This is a genomic window from Candidatus Flexicrinis affinis, from assembly GCA_016716525.1.
GTDB classification, from domain to species: domain Bacteria; phylum Chloroflexota; class Anaerolineae; order Aggregatilineales; family Phototrophicaceae; genus Flexicrinis; species Flexicrinis affinis.
The window spans coordinates 1590783-1616772 of record JADJWE010000001.1 but is presented as its reverse complement, the minus strand read 5'-3'; the positions used below and the strand labels follow the sequence as shown (position 1 = coordinate 1616772).

Genomic DNA, 25990 nt, shown 5'->3' with positions numbered 1-25990 from the left:
GAGATCGCTGAATGTACGGACTCGGAATTCTCAAGGGCCTCGGCGTCACGATCAAGCATTTTTTCGCGACGTACACCGACGACATCAAGTACGGCCTGCGGAAGTACGCCAAGAACGCGGATAACTTCCAAGTACGGCAGGGGCCGGAGTCGACGGGGGCTTTCACCGTTATGTACCCCGACGAGAAGATCGCCGTTCCGGAACGCTTCCGGTTCGTGCCGTTCCTCGTCGTGAACGACCCCGACCATCCCGACGCACCCGGCGAGGACTGGTGCACGTCGTGCGGTATCTGCGCAAAAGTATGCCCTCCGCAGTGCATCTGGATCGTGCGCGGTACCGACCCGAACACCGGGCGGCCTGTCCCGCAGCCTGAGGAGTTCTTCATCGACATCGACATCTGCATGAACTGCGGCTTTTGCGCGGAGTTCTGCCCGTTCGACGCGATCAAGATGGACCACGACTACGAGATGGCGAGCTACGATCGCACGACCGTGCACATCCACGACCACGAGAAACTGTCGAAGCCGTTCAGCTACTGGAAGTCGATTGCGCCGACGACCGCGGCGGAAGAAGCCGAAGCGCGCGGCGGGTGGGAGCACACCGACGTCATCAAGGAACGGAAGAAGAAGGAAGCAGCCGCCGCGAAGGCCGCTGCCGCTGCTGCGGCACAACCTGCCGCTGCTCCTGCGCCGCAGGCGGAAGCGTCGTCAGGCGCTTCGGAGGCTGCCAGTGGTGCTGCTCCAGCGGCCGAGGCCGTGGCAGAGGCACCACCCGCCGTGGACGCGGCCGAGGAAGAGCGCAAGAAGGCGGAACGTCTCGCCAAGCGCGAAGCGGCGCTGGCCCGCAAGAAGGCCAAGCAAGAGGGCGGCGACAACTAGCCGGGTCGCTGAAGCGAAGCATTCTCGGGCACCTGCGGCAGAAGTCGAAGCAGGTGCCCGTTTTTTTAGGGGATGCCATGAAGATCAACCTGATCGCTTTTGGAACCCGTGGCGACGTGCAGCCGGCGCTGGCATTGGCGCTCGGATTGCGTGACGCCGGCCACGAGGTCGTGATCTTCTGCGGGACGAACTTCGTGCCGTGGGTCGAATCGTACGGATTCAAGGCGCATCCCGGCCTCGACATGGACTCGATGATGAGCACCGAGGACGCGGTCGAGTGGTCGGAGCGCGGGACCAACCCGATGGTCCAGCTTCGCGTCATGCGCAAGCTGCTGCAGGAGCACAGCGACGACATGACCCGTTCGCTTGAGGCGTATGGCGGCGATTGCGACCTGCTTGTGTCCGGTTTCGTTTCGACCCCATTCGCGCAGGTGATCGCCGAGAAGCACGGCCTGCCCCTGATCGAAGCGGCCCTGCAACCGTACCGCGCAACACGGTCTGCTGCGGCGTCCTTGAGCCCCATCACCAAGCGCGACAGTCGATTGAACCGCTGGTTTGGTTTGTTCGCTCAGCGCATGATCGGACGAATGGTGCAGAAGCCGGTTGCCGGCATGCGAGAGCGGCTGTCGATGCCTGCCGCATCTGCGCTGGACATTGTTCGCCGGCTCAGTGACGTTCCGGTGGTCAATGGCTTCAGCCGGCATGTCGTCCCGCATCCGGCCGACTACCCAGCGCTCAGCGCGACGGTCGGCTACTGGTTTCTGGAGGAAGCGAGTGCCTGGACACCGCCGCCGGATCTTGTCACATTTCTCGAAGGCGATCCTGCCCCCGTCTATATCGGATTCGGAAGCATGAGCAGTCGCAATCCGGCTGGGTTGTTCGGAATGATCCGCGGGGGAGTCGAGCTTGCCGGCGTGCGGGCCGTAGTGATGTCGCGTTGGGCAGTGGAGAACAATATCCAGGTTCCCGAAACGATGTACGTGCTCGACCGCGCGCCGCACAACTGGCTCATGCAGCACGTGAGCGCGGTCGTACATCACGGTGGCGCAGGCACGACGGCAGCAGGGTTACGCGCCGGAAAACCGACTCTGAGCGTCCCTCACATGGCGGATCAACCGTTCTGGGGCCGTCGCGTGCGTGAGATTGGTGCTGGCCCCGAGCCGATCCTCAAGCCGGTGCTGACTCGAGAGGCGCTGGCGTTTCGGCTGAAGGAACTCGTCGGGACAGCGTCGTTCGCAGAGCGCGCCTCTCGGCTCGGGGAGCTGATTCGCGCTGAAGACGGCATCGCGAACGGCGTGGCCGCTGTGGAGCGTTTCGCCGACGCATTGGGTGTTAAATAGGGGCGGCAAGTATGGCAGACATGAAACGCGAATTTGCCGACCGGGACGAACTGATTGCGTACCTGCGTGAGGAGTTCCCCGAGGCTGCCGCCGTTGACGATCACGTGAGCGGCACGCGCGGCGGGCGTAAGGCCGCTGAGGAGCAGCTCGCTAAGCTCGGCAAGGGCAAGGACTACGAAGCGTCGCGCAATTACGTCCACGGCCCAGTGTCGAGACTGTCTGCATACATCCGGCACGGTGTGCTTTCGCTTGCAGAGGTGCGCGATTACGCGGTCGCCAAGGAGCGCCTGCCCGAGGATGCCGAGAAGTTCGTCAATGAACTGGCATGGCGCGACTACTGGCAGCGGATCTATGACGACATTGGCGACGGCATTTGGGATGACCGCGAGCCGTACAAGACCGGATGGCACACGGAGCGCTACGCCGACGAGATGCCGCAGGACATCGTCGAAGCCGACACCGGACTCCCGTGCATCGACGCGTTTGCGCGGACGCTTGTCGAGACAGGCTACCTGCATAACCACGTGCGTATGTGGTTTGCGGCGTATGTTGTGCATTGGCGGCGCGTGAAGTGGCAGGCGGGCGCGCGCTGGTTTCTATCGCACTTGATCGATGGCGACCCGGCCAGCAATAATCTGTCATGGCAGTGGGTGGCGAGCACGTTCAGTGCCAAGCCCTATGTGTTCAACCGCGAGAATCTCGAGAAGTTCACCGAAGGCGAATACTGCAAAGAGTGCCCGCTGTACGGCAACTGCGACTTCGAAGGCAGCTACGAACGGCATCAACGCCGGCTGTTTCCTGACGCCGATCCGGCGGTTTTTGGCGACGGTCGGCGCGGGCCGGGGCGCGGCAGAGGGCGGGGCAGGCGATGACCGTCGAACGAACGATTGTGTGGGTCCACGGGGACGATCTGAGCCCGAACAGCCCGCCACTGATGGCTGATAGCGGTGTCCCTGCGGTATTCGTCTTTGACGACGAGCTGCTCCGCGAATGGAAGATCAGCCTCAAGCGCATCGTCTTTATGTATGAATGCTTGCTTGAACTTCCGGTCATCATCCGGCGTGGAGAAGTCGCCGCCGAGGTTGCCGCGTTTGCGGTCGGGCACGGCGCGACCCGCATCTTGACGAGCCGAAGCCCCAGCCCGCGACTCGCCGCGATCGCGGAACAGATCGCGGAGTCGTCGGGCGGGCGCTTGCGGGTGGAAGTCGTTGAGCGCACGCCGTTTGTCAAGACAGCGCGAAAGTTGGATTTGAAGCGTTTCACGTATTACTGGAACGCCGTGAAGAACGATGTATTGGGTAGCCAGGGAGAATAGCAATGAGTACGACTCAAGAGCTTGTGATGCAGCAGCTTAGCACGGTGATCGAGCCTGAACTCCACCGTGATATTGTCAGCCTAAACATGGTGCGCGATCTCGAAATCAAGGGGGACACTGCCGCGTTCACGATTGTCCTGACGACGCCGGCATGCCCGCTCAAGCACGTCTTCCAGGCGCGCTGTAACGAGGCGGTGATCGGGAAGGTGCCGGGAATCGCAAAGCTCGACATTGCGTGGGACTCGCTCGTCCCGACCGACCGCCGGTTGGGTCGCCAGAACGTCGGCGGAATCCGCAGCATTGTCGCCGTGAGCAGCGGCAAGGGCGGTGTCGGAAAGAGCACGGTGTCCACCAACATCGCCGTGGCGCTGGCGGAGGCGGGAGCCAGCGTCGGCCTCATCGACGCCGACATCACCAATCCAAACATTCCGCAGATGGTCGGGCTGACTTCGGGCCGGCCCCGGGTCATCGGCACGAAAATGATTCCGATCGAGGTGTACGGGGTCAAGGTAATGAGCACTGGTTTCCTGACCACGCCGGACAAGCCGATGATCATGCGTGGGCCGATGCTGCACAGCGCGATCTCGCAGTTCTTCCGCGACGTCGACTGGGGCGAGAGCCTTGACTACATGATCGTCGACCTGCCACCCGGTACCGGTGACGCGCCGCTAAGCCTCGCCCAGCAGTTTTCGGTGACCGGTGCTGTCATTGTGACGCAACCTCAAGAAGTCGCCGTCGGCGATGCGCTGCGAAGCATGGCGATGTTCGATCAGCTCAACGTGCCGATTCTGGGGATCATCGAGAATATGGCAGGCGAGTTTTTCGGGGAGGGCGGCGGCGAACGGCTTGCGGCAGAGCGCGAAACGACGTTCCTCGGCCGTGTGCCGCTTCAGGCGACCGTGCGCCAAGGCGGGGACTATGGTCGGCCAGTCGTCGTTTCGGAGCCTGATAGCCCGGCGGGGCAGGCGTTCTTGCAGATCGCACGGCAGGTGGCGGCGCGAGTCAGCGTAACCTTGATGCAGCAGTTGGACGTGATCCCGCTGAATATCATCGGCTAAGTGTGAGCGCCGAGCGTCAGTCGTCCATGCCGAGGACTTGAATGTCGTCGCTTGAACCGGGCGGGTTGTAGCGTCCGATCAAGAACCAGAAGACAACGTTGAGTACGACGGCGATCGCGAGCCCCTGCCAAGCAGCGGAAGCGTCGCCCCGGCTGAGTACGACCTGATGGATGGCGACGAAGACCGCGGCAGCGAGAAACAGGACGAGGCGGCGCGCCTTGCGTTCACTGCGTTGCACGAGAAACAGCAGAAATGTCATGAATCCGGTGATGATGAGCAGTGTGTCGTTCATCGGAAGGGGATGAATCCTCAAGCTTTTCTCCGCAGTAGCTTGTATTATAAGGACTGGGGGTGAGGACGCAGTGAGTCTTTACCCCCGGACTTAGAGATAGATCACGGGGCGTTGAATGGAAATCTACAGTTCCGATCAGGGCGGTGTGATGGTGTTGGTCGCGCGCGGACGAATCGACAGTATGTCGGCTGCGAAGCTCGGCCAAGCCCTGTCCGAACAGATTTCTGGCAACGTGGCGCATCTTGTGCTTGATCTCGCTGGCGTCGACTATATGAGCAGCGCCGGCCTTAGAGAACTCGTAAACGCGCTTAAAAAGGTCAAGCGGATTGGTGGCGATCTCCGGCTTTCGCAACCGACGCGACGCGTGCGCGAAGTCATGGAAATGGCTGGCCTCGATACAATCTTCTTGATCTTCGAGACGTCGGTTGATGCAGTCGAGAGCTTTTAGAGTGCACTGCTAGGGGAAACGCGTTGGACGAGCACGGCTGGATCACCATACCAGCACTCATGGATCAGGTACATGAAGCCTGCGGGTTCGTTGCGCGTGTAGCGGCGCGTCACGGCATGGACGACGAGGGTGTCTACCGCTGCCAGCTCTCGGTCGAAGAGATTTGCACCAACATCGTCGAACACGGCTACGAGAACGTCGAGCGCACCGGAAAGGTCGAAATCTGGTGTTTCACGCACGAAGAGACGTTCATCATCGAGGTGATCGACGATGCCCCGCTGTTCAATCCACTCGCTCGGCCGGAACCCGATCCCTCGACGCCTCTGTTTGAGCGCACGGAAGGGGGTTGGGGAATCCAGTTCGTACGCCGGTTTATGGATCGAGTCGAGTATTCCAGCTCCGATGGACGCAATCATTTCCGGATGGAGAAGCGGTTGAGTTAACGCTCTACGGTCGCAGGCGCCACGCGTCGATGTCGTCCAAGTTCGTAAGCTCGGGCGACGGCGGAAGGTAGTTGCCTTCGCAGTCCTGAGCGGTCACCGGGATGTCGGTTCGGGTGGTGAGCACCGGCTCTTCCGGGCTGAAGTAGTTCCATGTCGCGCGGCTGACGCCTTCGAGAAGCGGCCACAGACGTTCGTAGTTCTGGAACCCCGTATCTTCCCAGATGAACATCGCGAATATGTAATCGCGCCCGTTGGGCGGGAATACGACCCCTGCATCGCCGACCGTCTCGGTCAGCCATCCGTTCTTGTGCGACACGCGCGTTCCGGGCGGCAGTCCCGCCTGAATCAAGCGCTGGATGTCGTTGCCGCTCATCAGCTCCAGCATCTGTCGGCACTCGATCTGGGTGAATTCACCGCCGGGGTAAGCGGACACGAGGCCTGAATTGTAGTTCGCGCAGTCGTACACCAGCCCAAGCAGCGTGCCTAAGTCCTCGGGCGTGGTTTGATTGAACGGATCGGGGTCCGTGTTGAAGCTCGGGTTCGGTTCGGTCCGCGGGGCCGTCGTGCTGCCGAACTGCTCACCAGCGACGCCTTCGACGAACGGGGCGCTGATGTACGTGTTGTTCGCGCCTAAGAACTGCGCCGTGTTCGTTACACTGCGGACACCCGCGAGGATGTCGTTCTGTCCGATCAGCCGCATAAGCAGGTTTGACGATGAATTCCGGCTGCACAGCAGCGAGTTTGCCATGATGAACGCCTCCTCTTGCGAGGGCGGCGCGTCGATCGACCGGTAGAAGTCGATGAGTATCGGAAGCTTCATCGTGCTGGCGGCAGAATATGCGACATCACCCAAGATGTTGACTTCTTCCCCGGTCTGCAGATCGAGGATGAAAATACTGGCAATACTGGTCGGGCTGTCGTAGATGAATCCCTGCGTGTCTAGGTAGTCGATAATCAACTGACGGAGCAGCTGAAGGTTCGGGCGGTTTGCGGTGCTGGTACCTATCGGCAGCTCAACGACGCGTTCCACTGGGCTGCGCAAGGCGGCATCGATCGCGTCGATTGCGGACTCGATATCGAGCTGCGACCCGGGCGTACCGGCGAATACGGTCAGCGTGCCGATGTCGTAGCCTGGGCGGCCCGGGGCGCGATCGTACCGGCGCGCGATATCCTCGAGCACGCTGCGCAGAAGCCCCTCCTGATAGTCGGCGAGCAGCGGCACGGATGCGCCCTGCCGTTCAACTTGTGTGCCTGTCAGGTACCCGATGAATCGGGGCCAGAAATCTCCAGTCGAAGCCTGCGCGTTGGCGCGCATCGTATTGCTGTTAAGCCGGAAATCGATCGTGCTGGGGTCGAGCAGGATCGGCGGAGCGTCGCCGTACAGCAGCACGACCGGTTGATTGAACACCTGTTCCCAGCGTGAAAACGCCTCGTTGACCGTGAGGCCACCGACTGGAACACCGCCGACCGTGACGTCGTCGGCCAGCAGGCTTTCACGCTGGCTGAAACCGTACAACTCGACCCCAAACAGCGCAATACCGGCGATGAGCATGGACAACGAAAGGATGCGCAGGACGGGAATACGGGAGCGGCGCCGGCCGTTCGGACGTTTGCTATAGGTCATACGCGACTCCCACAGTCGAGTCGAAGTACTTGTACGCACGGTCGAGCGCACGTCGCTGGAAGTTCGTTATTGGCGGAACGTCGCCGCGCCGGTACCAACTGAAGTCCAGAATTTCGGGACTCGAGACGGATGGCTCGACGTGGCCGTGACACAGAAAGGCAAGATCGACATGGCCGAGGTATGTGCGTTCGACCAGCAGCGGCACGCCTACTGTGACCTCAATCCCAAGCTCTTCGCGCATCTCGCGCTGGAGGGCTGCTGCCGGATCTTCGCCGCGGTTGATGGCGCCTCCCGGCAATCCCCACGGCAGGCGGGGGTGATATACATGTTCGGCGAGCAGAACGCGTCCAACGTCATCCAGTAGGACACCCACCACACCCATCGTCACTCGCGGGCGCGTCAGTTGATAGAACGGATAGAGAACGCCGATGATCCACGGCGCACGGCGCAGCAAGCTGGCGATGCGGCGGGGACGGGTTGGGTCAGTCATGGCGCGCATTATGCCTGACGAGACCTCAACCGACCAGTGCGCTCAACCGACGCAACCCGAACGCGGTGAGTGACAGCCACGCGAAAGGTGGGGTATACTGCCGGAGGACTCACGCGGTGCGCAACCGGATGGTGTAAGCCCACATGAACTTCCTGACAGTGTTCGTTCGTCCGCCCGGCGATCTTGTCTACTTCGTGCTGATCGTCGTCGTGCTGATGGCGTGCTTGCTGATGACGGTCGGGCAGGCTGTGCGTCGAAACACGCAGTCGGCATCGCGGCTTGCAGCGGGGCTAACATTCAGTTTCGGTGCGTGGATGTTGATTCTGTTAGCCGTGGTGTTCGCTTTACTGCGCGGCGAGGAGTTCCACCTCAATAGCCTTCAGGCGCTCGAGCGTACGGTTCAGGTATGGATCATCACTGCTGTCGGGTTGGCCCTCAGCCCTGCGGCAGATTCGCCGCTGGAAGTCAACCTTCGCCGCGGGTCGTTAGCGATTGCGGTTGTGACGCTGGTCTTCTACTTGACCACCGGCGGGGCGATTACCGACGGGCTGTCCGGTGGGTCCACAGTCGCGGCGCTGATTTGGGGTCTACTCCCTGCAGCCGCGAGCGGAGTGTTCGTCGCCGGTGTGCTCGTGCAGGGCGGACGGTCGGCAGACGGCCCCCTAAAACTCGTCCTCTACAGCCTGCTGATTGCCGGCGCGATCATTGGCATCCTCCAGTACAGCCTCGGCAGCGATGAAGGATCGATCGGCGCGCTTCGGCTGGCGTTCATCGGCGCGATGTCGGTGATCGCTGTGATCTCCTATCGGGCGCTGCTGTCGGGCGTGCTGGAACAGATGCGCGGCCTGGAGGATCAGGTTCAGCGCGCCTCGTCTCAGATGAGCGTGTCTGAGAGACAGCCGCCGCCGGTTGTTGTCCGCGCGCCAACCGCCGGTGAACGCGAGTCAACGCAACTTCTGCGCGCGCTCGGGTTGATGATCGAAGACACGCACCCGTCAGCTATTCCGGGCCAAGTAGTGCGCGCTGCGCTCGAGATGCTGCGGGCGGACATCGGCGCGCTCATTCGCGTCCAAGACGCTAACTACGCCGACCTTGTGATAGTGACGGATCGCGCGCGTAAGAAGTCGGAGTCCGGGCTGGCGGTAAGCCTAGCAGCACAGCCCACGCTCAAGAATGCGATCGAGCGGCTGCAGCAGCGACCACTGTTCCCTGACCGAAACCAAGCCGAACTCGACGACCTTTATACGCGACTCGGCCTGGATCAGACCAGCGGGCCGGCGTACTTCCAGCCTCTGACACGCGAAGGCGAGCTGGAAGGCGTGCTGATGGTCGGTTTCCCGTTTGCCGACCGCGAGCTAAGTGAGTCGGAGTCCGAGGCGCTCAAAGGCCTCGGGGTCATCGCTGCCGGTCTGCTGGCGTTGAGCGACATGGCCGAGGAGCAGCGCCTTCTCGCTGAGGAGCGCGCCATTCAGGCCATGGCACAAGGCGTGCCGCTCTCGCAAGTGAGCGACGATCAGGTGTACGCCGCGCGGCAATCGGCGCTTGCCGAGCTGCAGAAATCGCGCCTCGACATCGACGCGCTATCGACGCAAGTCAAGCGGCTAGAAGAGCGCCTTGCTATCGAACGCGACCGGCTTGCGATGTCGTTGAGTGACAGCGACACAGACCTGAGCATTTCGCAGCGTATTCAATCGATTGGACAAGAGCGCGCCGCACTCCGTGACGAGCGCGACCAGTTGGCCGAGCGGTTGCGCCAGATGGAGAGCGCCCTGAGCGGGGCAGGCGAACACGGTGACGAGACCGCGCTGCGCCAACTGATCGACTCGCTGCGCGAGGAGCGCGACAATCTGGCGGCTCAGCGCGAGCGGCTTCAAGCCCAGCTTGACGATCTTTCGGCGGCATCCCAGTCGAGCCCGGCAGTGGCGGAGCAAGTCGTGTCCGAGATGGACGCAGACGTTCAGCGCCTTGTTGAAGAGCGCAACCAACTCAAGAGCCGGTTCGAGTCGCTCGCCAAGCAGCTCGAATCGTTCGGGCTGGACGCCAGCCCGTCAGGCATTGCGCAGCTCATCAGCGAGCTGTACGCCGAGCGCACGTCGCTCATGGCCCGTGTGACGACCGTGACGGCCGAGAAAGACACGATTGCGCAGGACCGCATACGTCTCGCGCAGCGTCTCGCGCAGCTTCGCGAAAGCGACAATTCGATCAAGCGCCTCGAACGAGAAGTCCAGAACGTGCTGGCCGATCGTGAAACGGTCGTTCGACAGCGCGACGCGTACAAGCGTCAGCGTGATGAACTGGTCGAGCGATTCGAGGCCGTGCGCAAGTTCCGCGAGCGGGTGGTGGAGCGCGTCACTCTGCTTGAAGCGCAGCTCAAGCAACTGCAGCAGCGTTACACGCAGCTGCTTGCTACGAGCGGCAAGACGACACAAGAAGGCGCGGCCGATCCCATCACCATCGAGTTGAACCGGGCGACGGCTCGCATTGCAGACCTCGAAGGCGAGCTGGCCACACTGCGATCGCGGCCTGCACCGGGCGACGGCGGCAAACCTGCGCTGGAAACCGAGTCCGTGATGGGCCTCGTGCAGGACTTGCGGACGCCGATTACGTCCATGCGCGGCTATATCGATCTGATGCTGCGAGAATCGGTCGGCATTCTGGGCGATATGCAGCGACGTTTCCTTCAGCGCGTGGCGTCCAATGTCACCCGCCTGTCGAACATGATCGAAGACCTGATCCGCATGGCCGCGCTCGACTCGGGAAGTTTCTCGCTTGAGCGCGAGCACGTCGACCTTGTTGGGATCGTTGAAGACGCAATCAGCGAGGTGTCGGTCCCACTGCGCGAAAAGGGAATCGAGGTAAACCTCGACCTTGCAGTCGACGAGGCAATCGTCAGCGCGGATAGTGAAGCGATTAAGCAGGTCGTGCTGCAACTGCTGACCAATGCCTATCTTGCTGCTCCCGAGAGCAGCGTTGTCGAGATCACGATCGACCTCGAGCGGCAGGCAGGGCGGCGGTGGGTGCATCTCGCGGTGACCGATGCGGGCGCGGGAATCGCGCCTGAGGACCTGCCACGTGTGTTTGGACGGCGCTATCAGGGTGAGAATCCGCTGCTCCCCGGCTTAGGCGATACCGGCATCGGCCTTGCGATCGCCAAGCAGATCATCGAGGCGCACGGCGGAACGATCGACGTCGAGTCCTCGGTCGGCGGCCCAACCCGGTTCAATATTCGCTTAGAGTTCATGCCGCAGGCGAGGAACTAAGTCGATGCAGCGAGATTTTGGCGACGAAGTCCTGATCGCAATCGTTGCCGTCGGCGTGATCGCGCTCGCGGTCGTGTTCGGCGTGATCCTGTCGGTCGTTAGCCCGGGCAGTTCGGCGGACGAACCTACGGCGATTGCGGCCGTATCGACTGACGGTACGCCCCTCCCGAGCGTCAGCCCAACCGCTGGAGCGACGATCACCGCGGTGCAAGTGACCCAAGTTTCGCCCGCCACGTTGACTTCGCCCGAGCCGAGCGCAAGTGTTGAAGCTGCGACGGAAACCCCAGCGGAAGTGACTGCTGCGGCGACTTTGACGTTTACGCCGGAACCAAGCGAGACGGAACCAGCGCCGGCAACCGAAACGGCAACCAGCGCGCCAAGCCCAACACGCACGCCAAGTATCACCGCGACCGAAGCTCAGGCGACCGAGCAGCGCGTCGTAGTGACCGCCACAGACCGTCCCACATCGACACAGACGGCGACTGACGAGCCGAGCGCCACGTTCACCGCGACGCCGTCCCCAAGCCGGACCACTGCTGCAACCGACGAGCCGACTGCCACAGACGAACCGACGGCGACGCGCGAACCCAGCGCCACGGCCACGTCCGATCCAACCGATGCGCCCACACGTATCCTGACCGCAGCTGCCACGGCAACACATACCGAGATCCCAACCGCAACACGCACGCCGTCGATAACGCCGACGGTGACCAATGTACCGACGGAGACCGAAGAACCCACCGTCGAACCGACGCAGACATCCAGCGCAACGCCGACCAATACGCCGAGGCCGACGTCTACCGCGACAGCGACGGCTTCGCGTACGCCTGAGCCGACTTCCACGTCGACAGCAACATCCAGCGCGACATCTACGTCGACGGCAACCCCGAGAGCAACGGCGACAGACGAGCCGACGGCGACCGATGAGCCCACCGCGACGGAAGAGCCTACGGCCACGGACGAACCCACGGCGACTTCAACGCCCTCGCCAACGGCGTCTCGCACGCCGACTGCGACGCAAACGGCGACCAGCACGCCGACTCCGACCGCCACGCCGACCGAAACGCTTGTGCCAACAGCTACCGAGACACCGTTTGTGTTGGGGCAGTTCGACGACGATGGGCGGTGCGTGCTGCCGCCTGATCACGTTTTCGTACCGTATGCGCCTGACGTGCTCGACGCGATCGCAGATGGCGTTAGCGACGACGAAGTCGCGTACACGCTGATCGCAAGCTGCGCCGAGGCAGCAGAGGACCTGACCGCAGGCGACGTCCTTGCAGTTAAGCCTGCTACCTACGATTCTGCCGGGCTTGAGGACTTGTTGGCTCCCGGCATCGTAGGCTGTGAGATTCCGATGATGGTGACGATTGCGGCGCCAGTTCCTAACACGTCGTTCACCGAAACGTTCCGGGTTATTGGCACTGCGTTCTCGCCGCGGATCCGGTCCTACGTGATCGAAATGCGCGCAGACACGGCCGGCATACCGGTGATCGCGGATCAGTACAGCGTACCAGCGGTACTGTCGGTCTTGGGCGTCATCGAACCGACCGAGTTGGAGCCTGGTCTGTATTGGCTGCGTGTCGTCGTTAACGAACAAGACGCGGAGAAGCCCGCCACGGCGTGTGCGATCCGGATCGGGATTGAATAGTCGCGTGATCGGCGGTTAGGCGGCGCATTTCGACAGTCGACAGCGCGTATGCCGCTGACTATAGTGATGCGCATGCACATTCGACTGTAACGAGGTCCCATGCGTCGACTTCTACGCGCGGCCTACCGCTTTGGTCTGCCGCTTGCGGCCGCGATCCTGCTCATGTTTGCCGTCGTAGCGATTGTGCGCACGCTCATCGATCAGGCAGGTGAGCGCAGCGCATATCAACAGGGCGCGCCTACATACGCCGCACTCGGCACGCCGATAGCCGCAACCGCGACCGCGATTGCACCTGCGGACACGGGTTTCGACCGATTCGGCGGTGTGGCGATCGTGATGGGCGCATTGCCCGATGTCGCTCAGCTGTTCGCCACCAATACCCCGCGTGGTGAAGCACCGGCGATGTTTGCCACCAATACACCGGAAACGGTCGTTGAGCCCGTCGTCACGCTGGCACCGACCGAGGCCCCTCAGGCTGGACCTACGGCGACGTTCGCGCCGCTGCCGACAATTCTCTTCGCGCCGGAACCGCAGGATGTCCAAAACGCGCCAACAGCCATCCCGACCGCGTTTCCATTGATAGACCGACGCGGCCAGAATCTGTTCAATATTCTGCTCATGGGGCAGGACAACGAGGTGACAGGCGACAACTTGGCACGCACCGACACGATGATCGTCGTGTCGATCAACCGCGATACAAACACGGTGTCCATGCTGAGCTTGCCGCGCGATCTGTACGTCTACATGCCGCAAGTCGGGATGAACCGACTCAACGTGGCCTACGGCGTCGGCAGTGCGCTGGGTTGGGACGGCGGACCGTTCTTCTACATGCGGCAGGTGATCCTGTATAACCTCGGGATCAACGTTCACTACTTCGCGATGGTCGATCTGTCGAACTTTGCGGCGCTGATCGACTCGATCGGCGGGGTAGACATCGCCGTGGACTGCGCCATTCAGGACTATCAGATCTATGGGGCGCAAGTGCCGGCGGACGCGCTGCTCACCGACCCCGAGGCGCTGCAATACACGCTGCCGATCGGCTACTACCACATGAGCGGGCAGGAAGCGTTGTGGTACGCCCGGTCGCGCGGTAACAGCGACGACTTCGACCGTGGACGGCGCCAACAAGCGATCATTCGTGCGGCGTTCCGTGCCGCGCGCGATCAAGGCCTGTTGACCGACGTCGGGAGGCTTCCGGGCCTGATCGGCGACGGACTTGCCAGCGTCGAGACCGATCTCCGGGTCGAGGACGTGCTGGGCTTGATCCCGACGGCGCTGCAGCTAGACCCGGACAGCATCGAGACGTTCCGGCTGATTCGGACGTATCACACGCTGCCGTGGCAGCCACCTGACGGCCAGTTTGTACAACTGCCGCAGCCCGGTCCGGTGTTCGACCTGATGACTGACTTCTACACCCCACCGACCGGCAATCAGGTGGCGCTGCGTCAGGCGACGATCCGTGTGTTGAATGCGACCGACAACCCGGACTGGGACAAAGTTGGCGCGGCGCGCCTCGGCGAGGTGACGCTGTCAGCGGTGGCTGCCGGCACGACCGGCGATCGCGATCCGGCACGCACGGTTCTGATCGACTATGTTGGCAGTGAACGCGGCGGCGCGGCGCAGCAGATCATGCGCGCACTCAATCTGAATGTCGGTGCCGTTGTCGTGCAGCCCGACCCCAATCGGTCAGTGGATTACGAGGTCATCGTCGGCGCAGATTTCAACCCGTGCGGCGGCGCGGTGCTGGATCCGGAGTAAGTCGACGGTGTCCGAAGATCATGCAAGGCGGCTCGAGAAGCTGCGAGACTCGCAGAACTTCTTGCACAAGCGCGATCTGGTAGAGCACATTGTCAAACTTGCGCATGTCGCACCCGGTGACACGGTGCTCGAGATCGGAGCGGGGCGCGGGATCATCACGTTCGCGCTGCGTGATGCGGTAGGCGGGTCCGGAAGGGTGATCGCCATCGAACTTGATCCGAAGCTGGCGGCATTCCTGCGCGGCACGTTTTCGCAGCAAGCACACGTTGTAGTGGTAGAGACCGATTTTCTGACCGTCGACCTCGCATGGCTGCCGGAGGACTACGTCGCGTTCGCCAATGTGCCGTTCGCGATCACGTCTGCCGTGCTGGACAAGTTGTTTCAGCCGCGGCACTGGCCACGCCGCGCGCATCTGATACTCGAACGGGCGGCGATCGAATCTACGCTACCGGATGGGAGCAGCGGGCCGACGCTCAAGTCGCTGGCGATTGCACCGTGGTACAGCATTGCGCCAGTGTACGGGTTCGATCGGTCCGACTTTGCCCCGCGCCCTGCGGTCAATACGGCGCTGTTCGCGTTTGAACGACGCGCGTCGTCGCTAATCGACGTTCAGCGTTACGACGCCTACCGCGATTTCCTCGCTGCCGTGTCGAAGGATCGGGTAGGTGAGGGCATCTGGAAGCGGATTCTGTCCGCGCGTGACATTGGCCGGCTTGCCGAAGAATCCGGCCTGGTAGTTGGACGAGGTATCAAGGCGCAGTCCGCCGAGTCGATTTCGGCCGCGTTTCGTGCGTTGGACGCCGACAGGAAGCGGGCCGTACTTGTTCACGGAGCGGCAGATGCGCTGCGCGAGGAGCAGGCGCGGCGCGAGCAGATCAACGAACGCAGCGGCCACCGGCGGAAGACGCGAGATACACGGCGACCCCAGTGAGTGTGCCCGCAAAGTAATTCGAGCGACTACACGAGGTGTGCAGCCATCAGAAGGATCAGCCAGTACGCGGCGGCGGCAATGAGCAGGAACGCCACAGCAAGGCAGATGTTATCGGCAATCTGCCAGTAGCGAGCCAACCATGCCCAGAATCTAAGTACTCGCTGGTCGTCCGTCTCGATATACCGTCCATGCCAATACGTCCGTCTGCGCCGATCCATTACGCCGGTTGCGACGCTCTTCCGATACTGTCGTTCCGTATTGCGACATGCCCACGAGGCAAATAGCATCAAGCCGATGCCGAGCAAGCAGCCCAAGAACTGACTCAGGAGGAAGTCCAAGACGTCACGCCTCCGCAGGAATCAACGCGGCCGAAGGGTTTGCCTTCGGCCGCGGATGCTTCTCTGTCGGGGTACTCGGATTCGAACCGAGGGCCTCTTGGCCCATATGCGAATTCCGCGATACTGGCGGAACTCCTAACCCCCCGCCTTTCTGCGGTTGTCGATGGGCAGCTTGAGCACCTGCTTGGGCTGACGTGCTTCGTCGGCCTGCGTGAGCGCACGCAAATGCTGCTCGGCCGTCTCCCAGTCCGCCGGGTAGTAGTGCTTGAGTGTGATGTCCGGGCCGCTGTGGCCGAGGGCGGTCGCTGCGATCGACGGCGCGACCTTCGCATCTGCAAGCTGGTGGCCCTTGCGGTGCCGGAAGTGATGCGGCCCTAAAGCGCGCAATCCGAGTTTCTTGGCGGCTGCGCTGACGAGCTGGGCGAGGCTGGCCGCCTTGATCGGCCTGCCGGTGATGCTGAAGACAACCGGTCCGGCGCCGGCGCGGCGCTGCAGCAGCCAGACGCGAATGGCGTTGGCGCACTCGACACCGAACGCGATCAAGCGCGATTTGTCACCTTTCTCGGTGACAAATGCCACATTACGCTCGAAGTCGATATCGTCGACGCGTAAACCAGCCGCGCCCCCGATGCGACATCCTGAATCACGCAGCAGCTTGAATAGCGCATCATGGCGCGGGTGAAACTGCGACCACGTGAGCATCGTCTCCAGCTCGTCGTCCGAGATGGCCTTATCGCGGCTGATGTAGGCCGGCAGCGACTTTGCGCGGATGACGTTGCGGGCCGGGGACCGGTCGATCTCCTCGATTTTGACAAGCCAATTGAAGAACGTCTTCACGTTTTTCTGGTACTTGCGCCGAGTCGCCGGCGACCACGTGTCGCATGTGTCCAGCACGGCGGCGTACTCGACCAGATCGGCGGGGCGAAGTCTGTCGACCTCAAGGTATCCGTCGAGATGTTTGAGCATGTGGCTCAGCACGATGCGATGGGACTTGCGGGTGTCCGGGTTCTGGTAACTAAGAAGGAAGAGGTCGACTGCGTTCTTCAGTTTCATGGTGCGGTGACTTCGTAACAACTGGTTAGCTACTTCGCACTATAGCGCGCGCGTGTGGAATTGCAAGCGAAAACGCCTTTTCGCATAAGGCGCAATCGTGACGAATTCCCCACGCGCGTTTGTTTTGTGTGGGGAAATGCAAACCGCCCGAGGGCGCCCGGGCGGTCTGCAAAGCAAAAAAGGAGATGTCGGAAGTGTAACACCGATCGACTTCCGGCGCAATCAAAGGAGAGTAGAGCGTGTCGAGCATTTCATCAATTCGGTTCCGGGTCGAGCAGCGGATCCACGCGGCACGCTGCAGCTGGACGCTGGTGTCGCACCAGATGGCGGGCCGCAACCCGGTGGCGGGCATCGTACTGCGGCACATCATCGACGTGATGGACGAGCGACGGCAAAGCGAGGTGCACATCTCCAATGAAGACTGGCAGCGGCAGTACGGATTTGGCCGGACGCGTGTTCGTAACGCGATCGGGCTGCTCGCTGCTGCCGGCGTGCGAAACACGAACGACGGCATCAGCAGCTGGCGGATCGACGATCCGGTGTTCTGGCCCGCTTTCGAGACAGCCTTGCAGTTGTGCGCTCCGGACGACGAAGGGCCAGACGGGGGTGTACGAAACGAACACCCCCCTGTACGGAACGAACACCCGTCTGTACGTGACGAACAAGCCGGTACGGGAAGCGACGTGGACGGGGATGCACGAAACGTACACCTGATTCAAAGAGAGAGAGAAAAGGGAGTTTTGGAACTCTTCAGCCGGTTTCGTCTGGTGTTCGGTGGGAAGTTCGAAGCGATTCGCGATCGGCTGTTGGCGGCGGCGGCGCGTCTGACCGATTCGATTGTCCGAACGGTACTTGCGCGGTGCCGACGCGCTGGCGGGCGGACCTGGAGCTACGTGGCGGTCGCTCTTGAGACCGAGGCGAACAGCGGAGATTTCGGGCGGCAGCTGGCGCTGATACCGGCGGTGGAGGTGCCGGCGCCGAAACCCGCGACAACCGATTTGCGCGAGACCGGCGCGGCTGCCCCTGCCGCTTCATGGACGCCGCCTGCCCCGATGCGCGCGGGTCCGACACCCCCGCCGGCCGCGTCGGCGCGCGACATCGACGCATGGAATACCGCGCTGCACCAGCTGCGGTTGCAGATGCCGGGCAGTCCGTGGCTGGAGGGGGCGCGGCTGCACCGTACGGAGGGCGACGAATTCGTCGTGAACGTCGGATCGCCGGCGGCGCGCGAGATGCTGCAGCACCGGCTGTATCGAAACGTGGCGCGCGTCTTGAGCGACGCGTGCGGCAGGCCGGTGCGCGTGTTGTTCGAGTCGCCCGACGTTGCGCCGACACCGGCGTTCTACCGTGTTCGGGAGGCATGACATGGAGATCACGAGCGAAAACGCGGCTTGGGCTACGACATTGATTGCGGCGGCGGTGGAACGCACGTACGGAGGCGTGATGGTCGAGGCGGCGGTGCACCGGGAGAGTTCGCTGTGCAGCTTCAAGGTGGCCGGTCATCCGCCGCTGCTGCTGCACTGGGCGATCATCAACCGGCTGGGGCGGGCGGACACCGTGGCGAGTTACGTCGCCGCGAGCATGAGGCTTCCGCTCGATGAATGACGCGAAGGTAAAGGAGAACGATCATGCCTGAGTTGCATGTGGCCAGCGACATCGTCGACGCATTCACAGATCTGATCGCCGGCGACTGCCAGTGGTGGCTGGTGGCCGGGTCGATCCGGCGAAGCAAGCCGGTGGTGAAGGACGCCGAAATCGTGATCATCCCGACGGCGGGCCTGTACCAGCGGCTGGACCGGATGGTGCTGGATGGCGAGATCGAAAAGGCGCTCTACGGCGACCGTCGCACAACGCGATGGGGCGACAAATACCGTGGACTGCTGTTCCAGGGCCTGCGCATCGAGCTGTTCATGGCCGACTGGGTGAACGTTGGGTTCCAGACGTGGCTTCGGACGGGGCCGGGAGACGCCAACCAGTACGTGATGGGCCGCATGCAACGCAGTTCGATCCGGGCGATTGGCGGGTACCTGTGGCATGCCGACCGCTGGGTGCGAACGGTGAACGCATTCGGCGATCCGGACGGATGGGACAGCCCGGGCAAGCGCAAGCTGGCCGTTCGGGCCGAGACGTTCATGTTCGACCTGCTGGGCGTGGATCCGATCGCGCCGAAGGATCGCAGCGTGGCGGCGTACACGCGGCAGAAGCTGTTTGCGCGCGACGTAGCGTACGACTTTGCGCCGCTCGACGAACAGGCGATGGAACAGCCGAGGCTGTTATGAAGTCGATCACATTTCTGAACGAAAAGGGCGGGGTCGGCAAGACGACGACGTGCGTGACGGTCGGCGCCGGCCTGGCGCAGCGCGGGGCGCGGGTGCTGATCATCGATGCCGACGCGCAGGGGCACATTGCGGCGATGTTCGGGATGGAACAGCGGCCGGCGTTCTACGACTGGCTGGTGCGCAGCGGCGACTGGGCCGAGGTGGTCGACGACGTGCCGATGGGCCAGTGGATCATTCCGGGCGAACACCCGCACGACCTGCGCGCCTGCCTGCGGATCATCGCGAGCAACCACGAAACGCGCAACGTCGCCGGCGCGATCGGCGAGGTGTTCGCGGTGCTGCGGCGGCTCGAAGAGATCCGGCACGAGTACGACTACGTGCTGATCGACACGTCGCCGACGCCGAGCCTGCTGCATCCGCTGATCTACGCGGCGACGAGCCACTTCGTCTTCGTAACGCTGGCAGAGTCGCTGTCGTTGAGCGGACTGGCGGCGACGGTGGCGCGCGTGCGGGAGTTCGACATCTTCCGCGAGAAGTACGGCCTGCCGCCGGCGCAGCTGGTGGGCATTCAGCCGTGCCGGATGCGGCGCGTGATCGAACACGAGGACAACCTGGTCGACGCCCGGCACCACTTCGGGCATGACGCGGTGCTGCCGCCGGTGCGAGAGCGGATCGTATGGGCGGAGGCTGCGCGCAACGGCAAATCGATTTTCGCATTCGCGCCGGACACGGAGGCGGCAGACGAGGCGTGGGAAGTCGTCGACGAGGTTCAGCTGCGGACGAAGCGGCGGACGCCGGCCGGGGAGGGAACGCGATGAACGACAGCGGCAATCCGGTACGGCGCAAGGGCGGACCGGGTGCGATCCGGCAGCTTCCGCACGTGTCGCTCGACGAGGCGGCGGCTGTGGCATACCCGTCCGCGGGCGGACGGGCGCTGGAACCGGCGCCGAAGATGCGGGTTACGCGGATCGGCCTCGAGGGGTTCGCGCAGAACTTCGAGGAATGGGCGGCGTTCGGGCAGTTTCTGCGCGAAGTGGAGGCCGGCCTGCAGTGGGCGATCGGCGACTGGCTGAACCAGGGCGAAATACGCTACCGCGACACGTACATGGGCGCCGCCGTCGGGCTGGGCTTCGAAGTGGCGACGCTGCGCGACTTCGCGTATGTCGCGCGCAGCGTCAAATTATCGGTACGTACCGATGCTTTGAGTTTCAACCACCACAAGCTAATAGCGGCGATGGATCCGCAAATGCAGCGGCTGTGGCTGGCGCGCGCGGTCGCCGCGAACTGGTCGATTGGCGAGATGCGCGACCAGCTGCGCGGGGACAAGGCCGCCAAATCGTGGTACGTGAAGACGTGGCAGCCGACGTACAACCGGCTCGACCGGGTGTTGAACTCGGCGCCGGCGAGCGAGCTGGCCACGATCGTGGAGCAGGTCGAAGAGTGGCTGCGCGCGGTCAAGGCGCGGCTCGAAAGCGGGCCGAAATGACCGACGCGGTGTATCTCGCATTTGATGCGCGCGACGGCTGGTCGTTCGTGGGGGCAGAGGCCTTCCGCGATGCGCCGGACACGCTGGTACGGGTCCGGTCGAAGAGCCTCGCCGGTGGGCCGGACGTTCACGTGCTGTGCAGAAAGGCGGATGCCGGCCTGGACGTGTACGGGCAGGCGCAGATCGGGCGGCGCGCACGCCGGTTTCTGCTGGATGGCGGGTATGCGCGGCTGGATCGCGGACGCGGCTTGGTCGTCGACTGGAACCGCATCACGCCGGCGGCAAAACCTGATCGCTTGGACGCTGAACGCGACACGTCGCACAAGGAGACGGACATGCAGCGAGAACTGACGATTGAGAGCGCGATCGACCTGGCGCCAGGCCTGCAGCTGCCGATGGAGTCGATCATCGGGCAGACGCTGGCGGTGCTGGGGACGACCGGCAGCGGCAAGAGCATGACGGTCCGGCGGATCGTCGAGCAGATGCTGGGCGCGGGCCTGCCGATGTGCGTGTTTGACATCGAGGGCGAGTACCACACGCTGCGCGAAGCGCACCACGTGCTGATCTTCGGCAAGACGCCTGGCCAGACGGTCGACCTGCCGATCACGGCCGAGACGGCGGACCGGATCGCGGACGCGTCGCTGAGGCAGCAGCAGCCGGTGATCGTCGACCTGAGCGGATGGCGGAGCGCCAGCGAACGGATCGCGATCGTGGCGGCGTTCCTGAACCGGCTGCTCGACGTGGCCGAGGAGCTGCGCCGGCCGTATCACGTCGTACTGGAAGAGGCGCAGCTGTACGTGCCGCAGTCGGCGCCGACGGACGCGACGGACATCATCACCGAGATCGCGACGCGCGGGCGCAAACGCGGGCTGGGGATCATCCTGGCCAGCCAGCGGGCAGCCCGAGTCGACAAAGACGTGCTGACGCAGGCGGTGGTCAAGGTGTTCCACTTCGTGCGGTACGACACGGACGCACAGACGTACATCGCGAACATCCCGTCAGCGTGGATGACGCCGGCCGAGGTCAAAGCGGCGGCGTTCGAAATGGGGCGGGGCGAGGCGCTGGTCGTCAACGATCGCGGCGTGACGCGGGTGAAAGTGACGGCGGCGGAGACGACGCACGCCGGGTATACGCCGGGTGTCGACCGGCTGCGGAGCCGCGAGCAGACCGCGCAGCAGGTCGATGCGGCGACGTTGGAGGCGTTTGCGGCATTGCTGGGCGCGCCAAGTGGGGAAATTCCCCAGTCCGACACCGCGCCGGACAACGAACTGACGGCCCTGAAGGCGCGGATTGCGGCGCTCGAGTCGGAGATCCGCGCGAAGGACGTCGAAATCGCCAAGCTGCGGGCCTGGCTCAACGGGCATACGTTCGACCCGGCGGCACATGCGGCCGTGTCGAACGGCCATGTACTGCACGGGACCAGTATCGTCCTGTACGACGCGGACATATCGCCGGCGAAAGCGGCGGACGCGCAGGCGAAGGCGGATGCCGAAAAGGCCCCGGATTATGTCGAAAAGTATGTCAACGCGGACTATCCGAACGGCGCGAGCATGGCCGAGCGCATGGCGAATTTGACGGCGGCCCTGCGCGAACGCGGCGAGCTGCCGCTCGTCGACGAACTCGACCAGCGAATCGAGGAACGGCAGGAGGCGGCGCGCCAGAGCGCGATCCGGCGGCAGCGCGAGAAGTTCGACCAGCTCGTGCGCAAACTGCGGGCCTGGACGGGCACGGGCGTGGGCAGCCGGCGCAGCTGGAAGCGCGACTTCGTGGCCCTGTTGGCGCGGCATGAACGGCTGAGCACGGCGCAGGCGGTGCAGTACCTCGGCGTGTCGCGCACGACGTTCGTCAATAACCCGCCGCTGACGCTGGTTCGGCTTGGAATCGCCCAGCGGACGGGTCCGCGCACGAACCCGGTGTACAGCTGGAACGCGCCGGTGCTGTTCAAGTTCCAGTTTCCCGATCTCGATCCTGACGAATTGACACGGAGGTTGATATGAGTGACATCCTGACGGACATGAGGCGCGCGGTTCAACGCGATCCGCGCGCACTGATGTACTCGCCGCCGCTGCGGATGGACCAGGTCGTGACGCTGTTGACGATCGTGGACTCGTTGGTGAGTGACAAGCGCCGGTTGGCGGCGATCTGCGACAAACTGAGTGCGCAGTTGGCGGCGCTCACGGACGCGGTCGACGACATCCGCGAGCGGTATCCGGACGCGCATTTTCGTACGCCTGAAGAACGCGCGCAGGACCGATTCGACGACCTGACGAAGTGGCTGCAGCGTACGGGCATCGCGATGTTCTGGTACCGGCCGGCCAGTGGCGGAGACGTGTCAGTGACGTGCATCGGGGCGTCTGGCAATCGCACGGACCGGTCGTTTGCCATCGAGTATCTTGCAGAACAGCCGTTCAACATGCTGGAACGGGACATCGCCAAGATGGTCGAGGCAGCGAATCCCGACAAATTGTTTTCGTGGGAGAGCGGCCGGGTGATGTGGAAGGACAGAAAAGAGGCGATCCATGAGTGACATCATCGAACAGTCCGAGGTGTGGGCAGACGACCAACTCGACGCGCCGTTGACAGCGGAGGACGTGGCCGAGGCCGAGTACAGCGAGATGATGCACCGGTCCAGCGATCCGAACGACGACGAACCGCTGACGGGTGACTACGGAGGGGCCGGATCGGAACGCTGCCCGGAATGCGGATTCTTCGATTACGCCGGCGAATACTACTGCCCCGTGTGCGGGGGTGAGCTATGAGCCAGCAGAACGAACAACACCCGACACCGGAAGAAATTGAGGCGTACGAACTTGACGAGGCCGACTTGGACGCGATGTACGACGAACCGGACCGCACATGCCCGAAGTGCAACGGGACCGGGCGCGACCATTGGGAGTCGTTCATGCCGTGCGAGTGGTGCGACGGGGAGGGGTACGAGTGGTGGTGGTGAGGACAGCGAGCGAGCCTGAAATACAGGCCGAGAACAGGAGCTACTGAGGATGGCGAACGCAGGACAGTTCAAACCGGGGCAGAGCGGAAACCCGCGCGGCCGGCCACCCAAGGCCCGGGCGCTGGCCAACCAGCTCGAGCAGCTGCTGAAGCGCAAAGGCGCCGACGGACGGACGGGCAAACAGGCCTTCGCCGAGGCGGTGATCAGCGGACTAACGCGCGGTTACATCGAGTTTCCGACGTCCACCGAACAGTATGAAAAACCGGTGCGGATCGGGTTGACAGGGCAGGAGTACATCAGCCTGAGCCGGATCGTACTGGCGCACCTGGACGGGCCGGCGCCGACGAACGTGGACGTGACGAGCGGCGGGAAACCGCTAAACGTGCTGTTCGAGATTCAAGAAGGCTCGGCCGAAGACGACGCCTCGACCGAGCCGGACGACTCAGCGGAGGATTAGTCCGCTGGGCCGGAGTGACGCCCGCCGGCAACGTTTGCGCGGGTCGGCGGGCGACCGAAAACCTATTTTCGACCATTTCGACGCGGAGTGCAATGACACCACGGTCCAGTCTCGACCCGGCCACGCAGGCCGCCTATGACGGCGGGATCTTCGCCAAGATTCTGCGCGAGGCGGCCGAGGATCGCCAACGGAAGCGGCAGGACGCGGCGGCACGCCCACCGTTGAGCGCGGCGGTATTCGTCGACGACGATGACTGTCGCAGCTCGGCGGAGTCGTTGGCGATCTCGAACATGCTGGAGAACGCGCCTGACGCTGAGACCGGCGCGGCGATGCTGCGCGAGGTGGCGCGGGCGCGATTACGCGAATCGATGCCGGCGTTCTGGATGCTCGAGGAGCTGGCCAACCCGGCGCTTGCGGCAACGCCGCGCACGAGGCAGCCGTCGCTTCCGCCACCGGTGGGCGACGGGCAGGACTGGCGCAAGCGACCTCGCAAACGGCGGGCCCCGACAGCACGGCCGCGCGTGGAACGTCCGGTTATGCGGCCGTTGGCGATGCTGGCCGCCGGCTGAGGCTGGACAGCGCACGTACTGTAACGGTATGGCGCTGCGCAACGTTCAACCCGACCTCCGAATACCGATCACGCTGCACCACAAGCAGCTGCAATTCGTCACCGCCAGCGAGCGGTTTCTCGCCGTCGTCACCGGCATCGGCTGGGGGAAGTCGTACGCGCTGTGCGTGCGGGCGGCGCTGGCGGCGTATGGAATCGTCGGCAAACGTCACATTCCGACGCCGAATACCGGCGTGATCACGGCGCCGACGTTCCCGATGCTGCGGGACGCGACGTTGACGACGTTCATGAGCCTCTTCGAGCCGCTTGTGGCCGACTTCAACAAAGCCGAGATGAAGGCGGTGCTGCACAACGGCTCGACGATCCTGTTCCGGTCGGCGTCGAACCCGGAAAAGCTGCGCGGGCCGAACATCAGCTGGTGGGCCGGCGACGAAGCGGCGTTGTACACGCGGATGGTCTTCCGCATCATGATCGGGCGCCTGCGCGAGAACGGGATCGCCGGCTACGCGTTCATCGCGACGACGCCCAAGGGGCGCGACTGGATTTATCAGCTGTGGGTGGCGGAGCCGGATAAGGATTATCGGCTGATACGCGGCCGAACGGCGGAGAACTATCACCTCGACGGCGGCTTCGTCGAGTCGCTGCAGCACGAATACACCGGCGACTTCCTGCGGCAGGAGCTGGAAGGCGAGTTCGTCGCCTTCGAAGGCTTGATCTATCCCGAGTTTGGCGAACACACGCACGTCTTCCGCGAGAGCGTAGGTCTGTCGAAGTTCAAGCAGATCGTCGCCGGCGTCGACTGGGGATTTGCCAACCCCGGCGTGATGCTGGTGGCGGGCGTTGACGCCGATGATAGGCTGTGGGTGCTGCATGAGGAATATCAGCGGCAGCAGCGGATCGAAGAGTGGGTGAGGATCGGCGTGGAATTGCGCGACCAATTCCGTGTTGAGACGTTCTACTGCGACCCGGCCGACCCGGACAACATCAACAAGATGGCCGAGGCCGGACTGCCGGCGCAGCCGGCGGACAATCGCGTTTTGCCCGGGCTGCAGGAAGTGCGGCGGCGACTGGTGCGGCGCGACTACGGCCGAGGGGTCGACGAGCCGGGGCTGATCGTCACCGGATCGGCGGCGAACCTGATCGCCGAGTTCGGGCAGTATCAGTGGATGACGAACCGCGACGGGCTGCGCGATCAGCCGCGCAAGGTGAACGATCATGCGGTCGATTCGTTACGCTATCTCTGTATGGGCGTGTCGGGCGGCGGATTGTTCAATTCGGGCGGATCGTTCAGCACGGACGGGCGCGACCAGCGCGACCGTGGCGGGTCGTTCAGCACGGACGGGCGCATGCGGCGCCGGAAGATTTCATGAAAGG

General features: G+C 63.4%; 28 protein-coding genes. 23 read left to right on the top strand and 5 right to left on the bottom strand.

What is annotated here, in order from left to right; translation table 11 throughout:
• Nucleotides 1-11: 11 nt before the first annotated feature.
• From IPM16_06960 to IPM16_06940, 5 genes are all read left to right on the top strand, one after another.
• Nucleotides 12-878, top strand: coding sequence for a 4Fe-4S binding protein (locus IPM16_06960; GenBank protein ID MBK9122848.1), 867 nt, complete (start codon nt 12-14; stop codon nt 876-878).
• Nucleotides 879-955: 77 nt separating this feature from the next.
• Nucleotides 956-2218, top strand: a complete 1263-nt coding sequence (locus tag IPM16_06955) for a glycosyltransferase family 1 protein (GenBank protein ID MBK9122847.1) — start codon at nt 956-958, stop codon at nt 2216-2218.
• Between the two features lie 20 nt (nt 2219-2238).
• The gene (locus IPM16_06950) at nt 2239-3090 is read left to right on the top strand and encodes a deoxyribodipyrimidine photo-lyase (GenBank protein ID MBK9122846.1); all 852 of its coding nucleotides are present in this window, start codon (nt 2239-2241) and stop codon (nt 3088-3090) included.
• Nucleotides 3087-3533 (top strand): hypothetical protein, encoded by a 447-nt coding sequence (locus IPM16_06945; protein ID MBK9122845.1) that lies wholly within the window; start codon nt 3087-3089, stop codon nt 3531-3533. The genes IPM16_06950 and IPM16_06945 overlap by 4 nt, the downstream gene beginning before the upstream one ends.
• Nucleotides 3534-3535: 2 nt before the next feature.
• Entirely contained in the window at nt 3536-4591 is a 1056-nt protein-coding gene (locus IPM16_06940) for an Mrp/NBP35 family ATP-binding protein (protein ID MBK9122844.1), read from the top strand.
• 16 nt (nt 4592-4607) lie between these two features.
• Here the strand turns inward: IPM16_06940 and IPM16_06935 are convergent, their stop codons facing one another.
• Nucleotides 4608-4883, bottom strand: coding sequence for a hypothetical protein (locus IPM16_06935; protein MBK9122843.1), 276 nt, complete (start codon nt 4881-4883; stop codon nt 4608-4610).
• A gap of 115 nt (nt 4884-4998) precedes the next feature.
• Between IPM16_06935 and IPM16_06930 the strand changes: the two genes are divergently transcribed.
• Entirely contained in the window at nt 4999-5331 is a 333-nt protein-coding gene (locus IPM16_06930; protein ID MBK9122842.1) for an STAS domain-containing protein, read from the top strand.
• 23 nt (nt 5332-5354) lie between these two features.
• Nucleotides 5355-5774 (top strand): ATP-binding protein, encoded by a 420-nt coding sequence (locus IPM16_06925; GenBank protein MBK9122841.1) that lies wholly within the window; start codon nt 5355-5357, stop codon nt 5772-5774.
• A 4-nt stretch (nt 5775-5778) separates the two neighbouring features.
• Here IPM16_06925 and IPM16_06920 read toward each other — a convergent pair whose 3' ends face one another.
• Both IPM16_06920 and IPM16_06915 read right to left on the bottom strand, forming a co-directional pair.
• The gene (locus IPM16_06920; GenBank protein ID MBK9122840.1) at nt 5779-7398 is read right to left on the bottom strand and encodes a serine hydrolase; all 1620 of its coding nucleotides are present in this window, start codon (nt 7396-7398) and stop codon (nt 5779-5781) included.
• Nucleotides 7388-7888: an NUDIX hydrolase gene (locus IPM16_06915; protein ID MBK9122839.1), complete on the bottom strand. Its 501-nt coding sequence runs from the start codon at nt 7886-7888 to the stop codon at nt 7388-7390. The genes IPM16_06920 and IPM16_06915 overlap by 11 nt, the downstream gene beginning before the upstream one ends.
• 143 nt (nt 7889-8031) lie before the next feature.
• Between IPM16_06915 and IPM16_06910 the strand changes: the two genes are divergently transcribed.
• The 4 genes from IPM16_06910 to IPM16_06895 all read left to right on the top strand — a co-directional run bounded on the left by IPM16_06910 (nt 8032) and on the right by IPM16_06895 (nt 15485).
• On the top strand, nt 8032-11148 hold the full coding sequence (locus IPM16_06910; GenBank protein ID MBK9122838.1) for a hypothetical protein: 3117 nt from the start codon (nt 8032-8034) through the stop codon (nt 11146-11148).
• Nucleotides 11149-11152: 4 nt separating this feature from the next.
• Nucleotides 11153-12796, top strand: a complete 1644-nt coding sequence (locus IPM16_06905) for a hypothetical protein (GenBank protein MBK9122837.1) — start codon at nt 11153-11155, stop codon at nt 12794-12796.
• Nucleotides 12797-12895: 99 nt separating this feature from the next.
• The gene (locus IPM16_06900) at nt 12896-14554 is read left to right on the top strand and encodes an LCP family protein (GenBank protein ID MBK9122836.1); all 1659 of its coding nucleotides are present in this window, start codon (nt 12896-12898) and stop codon (nt 14552-14554) included.
• Nucleotides 14555-14561: 7 nt separating this feature from the next.
• A complete protein-coding gene (locus IPM16_06895; GenBank protein ID MBK9122835.1) occupies nt 14562-15485 on the top strand; it encodes an rRNA adenine N(6)-methyltransferase family protein in 924 nt (307 codons plus the stop codon).
• Between the two features lie 26 nt (nt 15486-15511).
• Here IPM16_06895 and IPM16_06890 read toward each other — a convergent pair whose 3' ends face one another.
• Nucleotides 15512-15823, bottom strand: coding sequence for a hypothetical protein (locus tag IPM16_06890; GenBank protein ID MBK9122834.1), 312 nt, complete (start codon nt 15821-15823; stop codon nt 15512-15514).
• Nucleotides 15824-15958: 135 nt separating this feature from the next.
• Nucleotides 15959-16876 carry a tyrosine-type recombinase/integrase gene (locus IPM16_06885; protein ID MBK9122833.1) on the bottom strand — a complete coding sequence of 306 codons (918 nt, stop codon included), beginning with the start codon at nt 16874-16876 and terminating at the stop codon, nt 15959-15961.
• A gap of 239 nt (nt 16877-17115) precedes the next feature.
• On the opposite strand from IPM16_06885, the gene IPM16_06880 reads away from it, so the two are divergent.
• The 12 genes from IPM16_06880 to IPM16_06825 all read left to right on the top strand — a co-directional run bounded on the left by IPM16_06880 (nt 17116) and on the right by IPM16_06825 (nt 25986).
• Complete coding sequence (locus tag IPM16_06880) at nt 17116-18240, top strand: hypothetical protein (GenBank protein MBK9122832.1); 1125 nt, start codon at nt 17116-17118, stop codon at nt 18238-18240.
• 1 nt (nt 18241) lies between these two features.
• On the top strand, nt 18242-18481 hold the full coding sequence (locus IPM16_06875) for a hypothetical protein (GenBank protein MBK9122831.1): 240 nt from the start codon (nt 18242-18244) through the stop codon (nt 18479-18481).
• A 23-nt stretch (nt 18482-18504) separates the two neighbouring features.
• Nucleotides 18505-19155 (top strand): hypothetical protein, encoded by a 651-nt coding sequence (locus IPM16_06870; GenBank protein MBK9122830.1) that lies wholly within the window; start codon nt 18505-18507, stop codon nt 19153-19155.
• Nucleotides 19152-19973: a ParA family protein gene (locus IPM16_06865; protein MBK9122829.1), complete on the top strand. Its 822-nt coding sequence runs from the start codon at nt 19152-19154 to the stop codon at nt 19971-19973. Before IPM16_06870 ends, IPM16_06865 begins: the two co-directional genes overlap by 4 nt.
• The gene (locus IPM16_06860) at nt 19970-20641 is read left to right on the top strand and encodes a hypothetical protein (protein ID MBK9122828.1); all 672 of its coding nucleotides are present in this window, start codon (nt 19970-19972) and stop codon (nt 20639-20641) included. Before IPM16_06865 ends, IPM16_06860 begins: the two co-directional genes overlap by 4 nt.
• A complete protein-coding gene (locus IPM16_06855; protein ID MBK9122827.1) occupies nt 20638-22638 on the top strand; it encodes a DUF87 domain-containing protein in 2001 nt (666 codons plus the stop codon). Before IPM16_06860 ends, IPM16_06855 begins: the two co-directional genes overlap by 4 nt.
• Entirely contained in the window at nt 22635-23168 is a 534-nt protein-coding gene (locus tag IPM16_06850; GenBank protein ID MBK9122826.1) for a hypothetical protein, read from the top strand. The genes IPM16_06855 and IPM16_06850 overlap by 4 nt, the downstream gene beginning before the upstream one ends.
• Nucleotides 23161-23400 (top strand): hypothetical protein, encoded by a 240-nt coding sequence (locus tag IPM16_06845; GenBank protein MBK9122825.1) that lies wholly within the window; start codon nt 23161-23163, stop codon nt 23398-23400. Before IPM16_06850 ends, IPM16_06845 begins: the two co-directional genes overlap by 8 nt.
• Nucleotides 23397-23591, top strand: a complete 195-nt coding sequence (locus IPM16_06840; GenBank protein ID MBK9122824.1) for a hypothetical protein — start codon at nt 23397-23399, stop codon at nt 23589-23591. Before IPM16_06845 ends, IPM16_06840 begins: the two co-directional genes overlap by 4 nt.
• A gap of 49 nt (nt 23592-23640) precedes the next feature.
• Nucleotides 23641-24048 (top strand): hypothetical protein, encoded by a 408-nt coding sequence (locus tag IPM16_06835; protein ID MBK9122823.1) that lies wholly within the window; start codon nt 23641-23643, stop codon nt 24046-24048.
• Between the two features lie 92 nt (nt 24049-24140).
• The gene (locus tag IPM16_06830; GenBank protein MBK9122822.1) at nt 24141-24617 is read left to right on the top strand and encodes a hypothetical protein; all 477 of its coding nucleotides are present in this window, start codon (nt 24141-24143) and stop codon (nt 24615-24617) included.
• Nucleotides 24618-24645: 28 nt separating this feature from the next.
• Nucleotides 24646-25986: a hypothetical protein gene (locus IPM16_06825; protein MBK9122821.1), complete on the top strand. Its 1341-nt coding sequence runs from the start codon at nt 24646-24648 to the stop codon at nt 25984-25986.
• Nucleotides 25987-25990 lie beyond the last annotated feature (4 nt).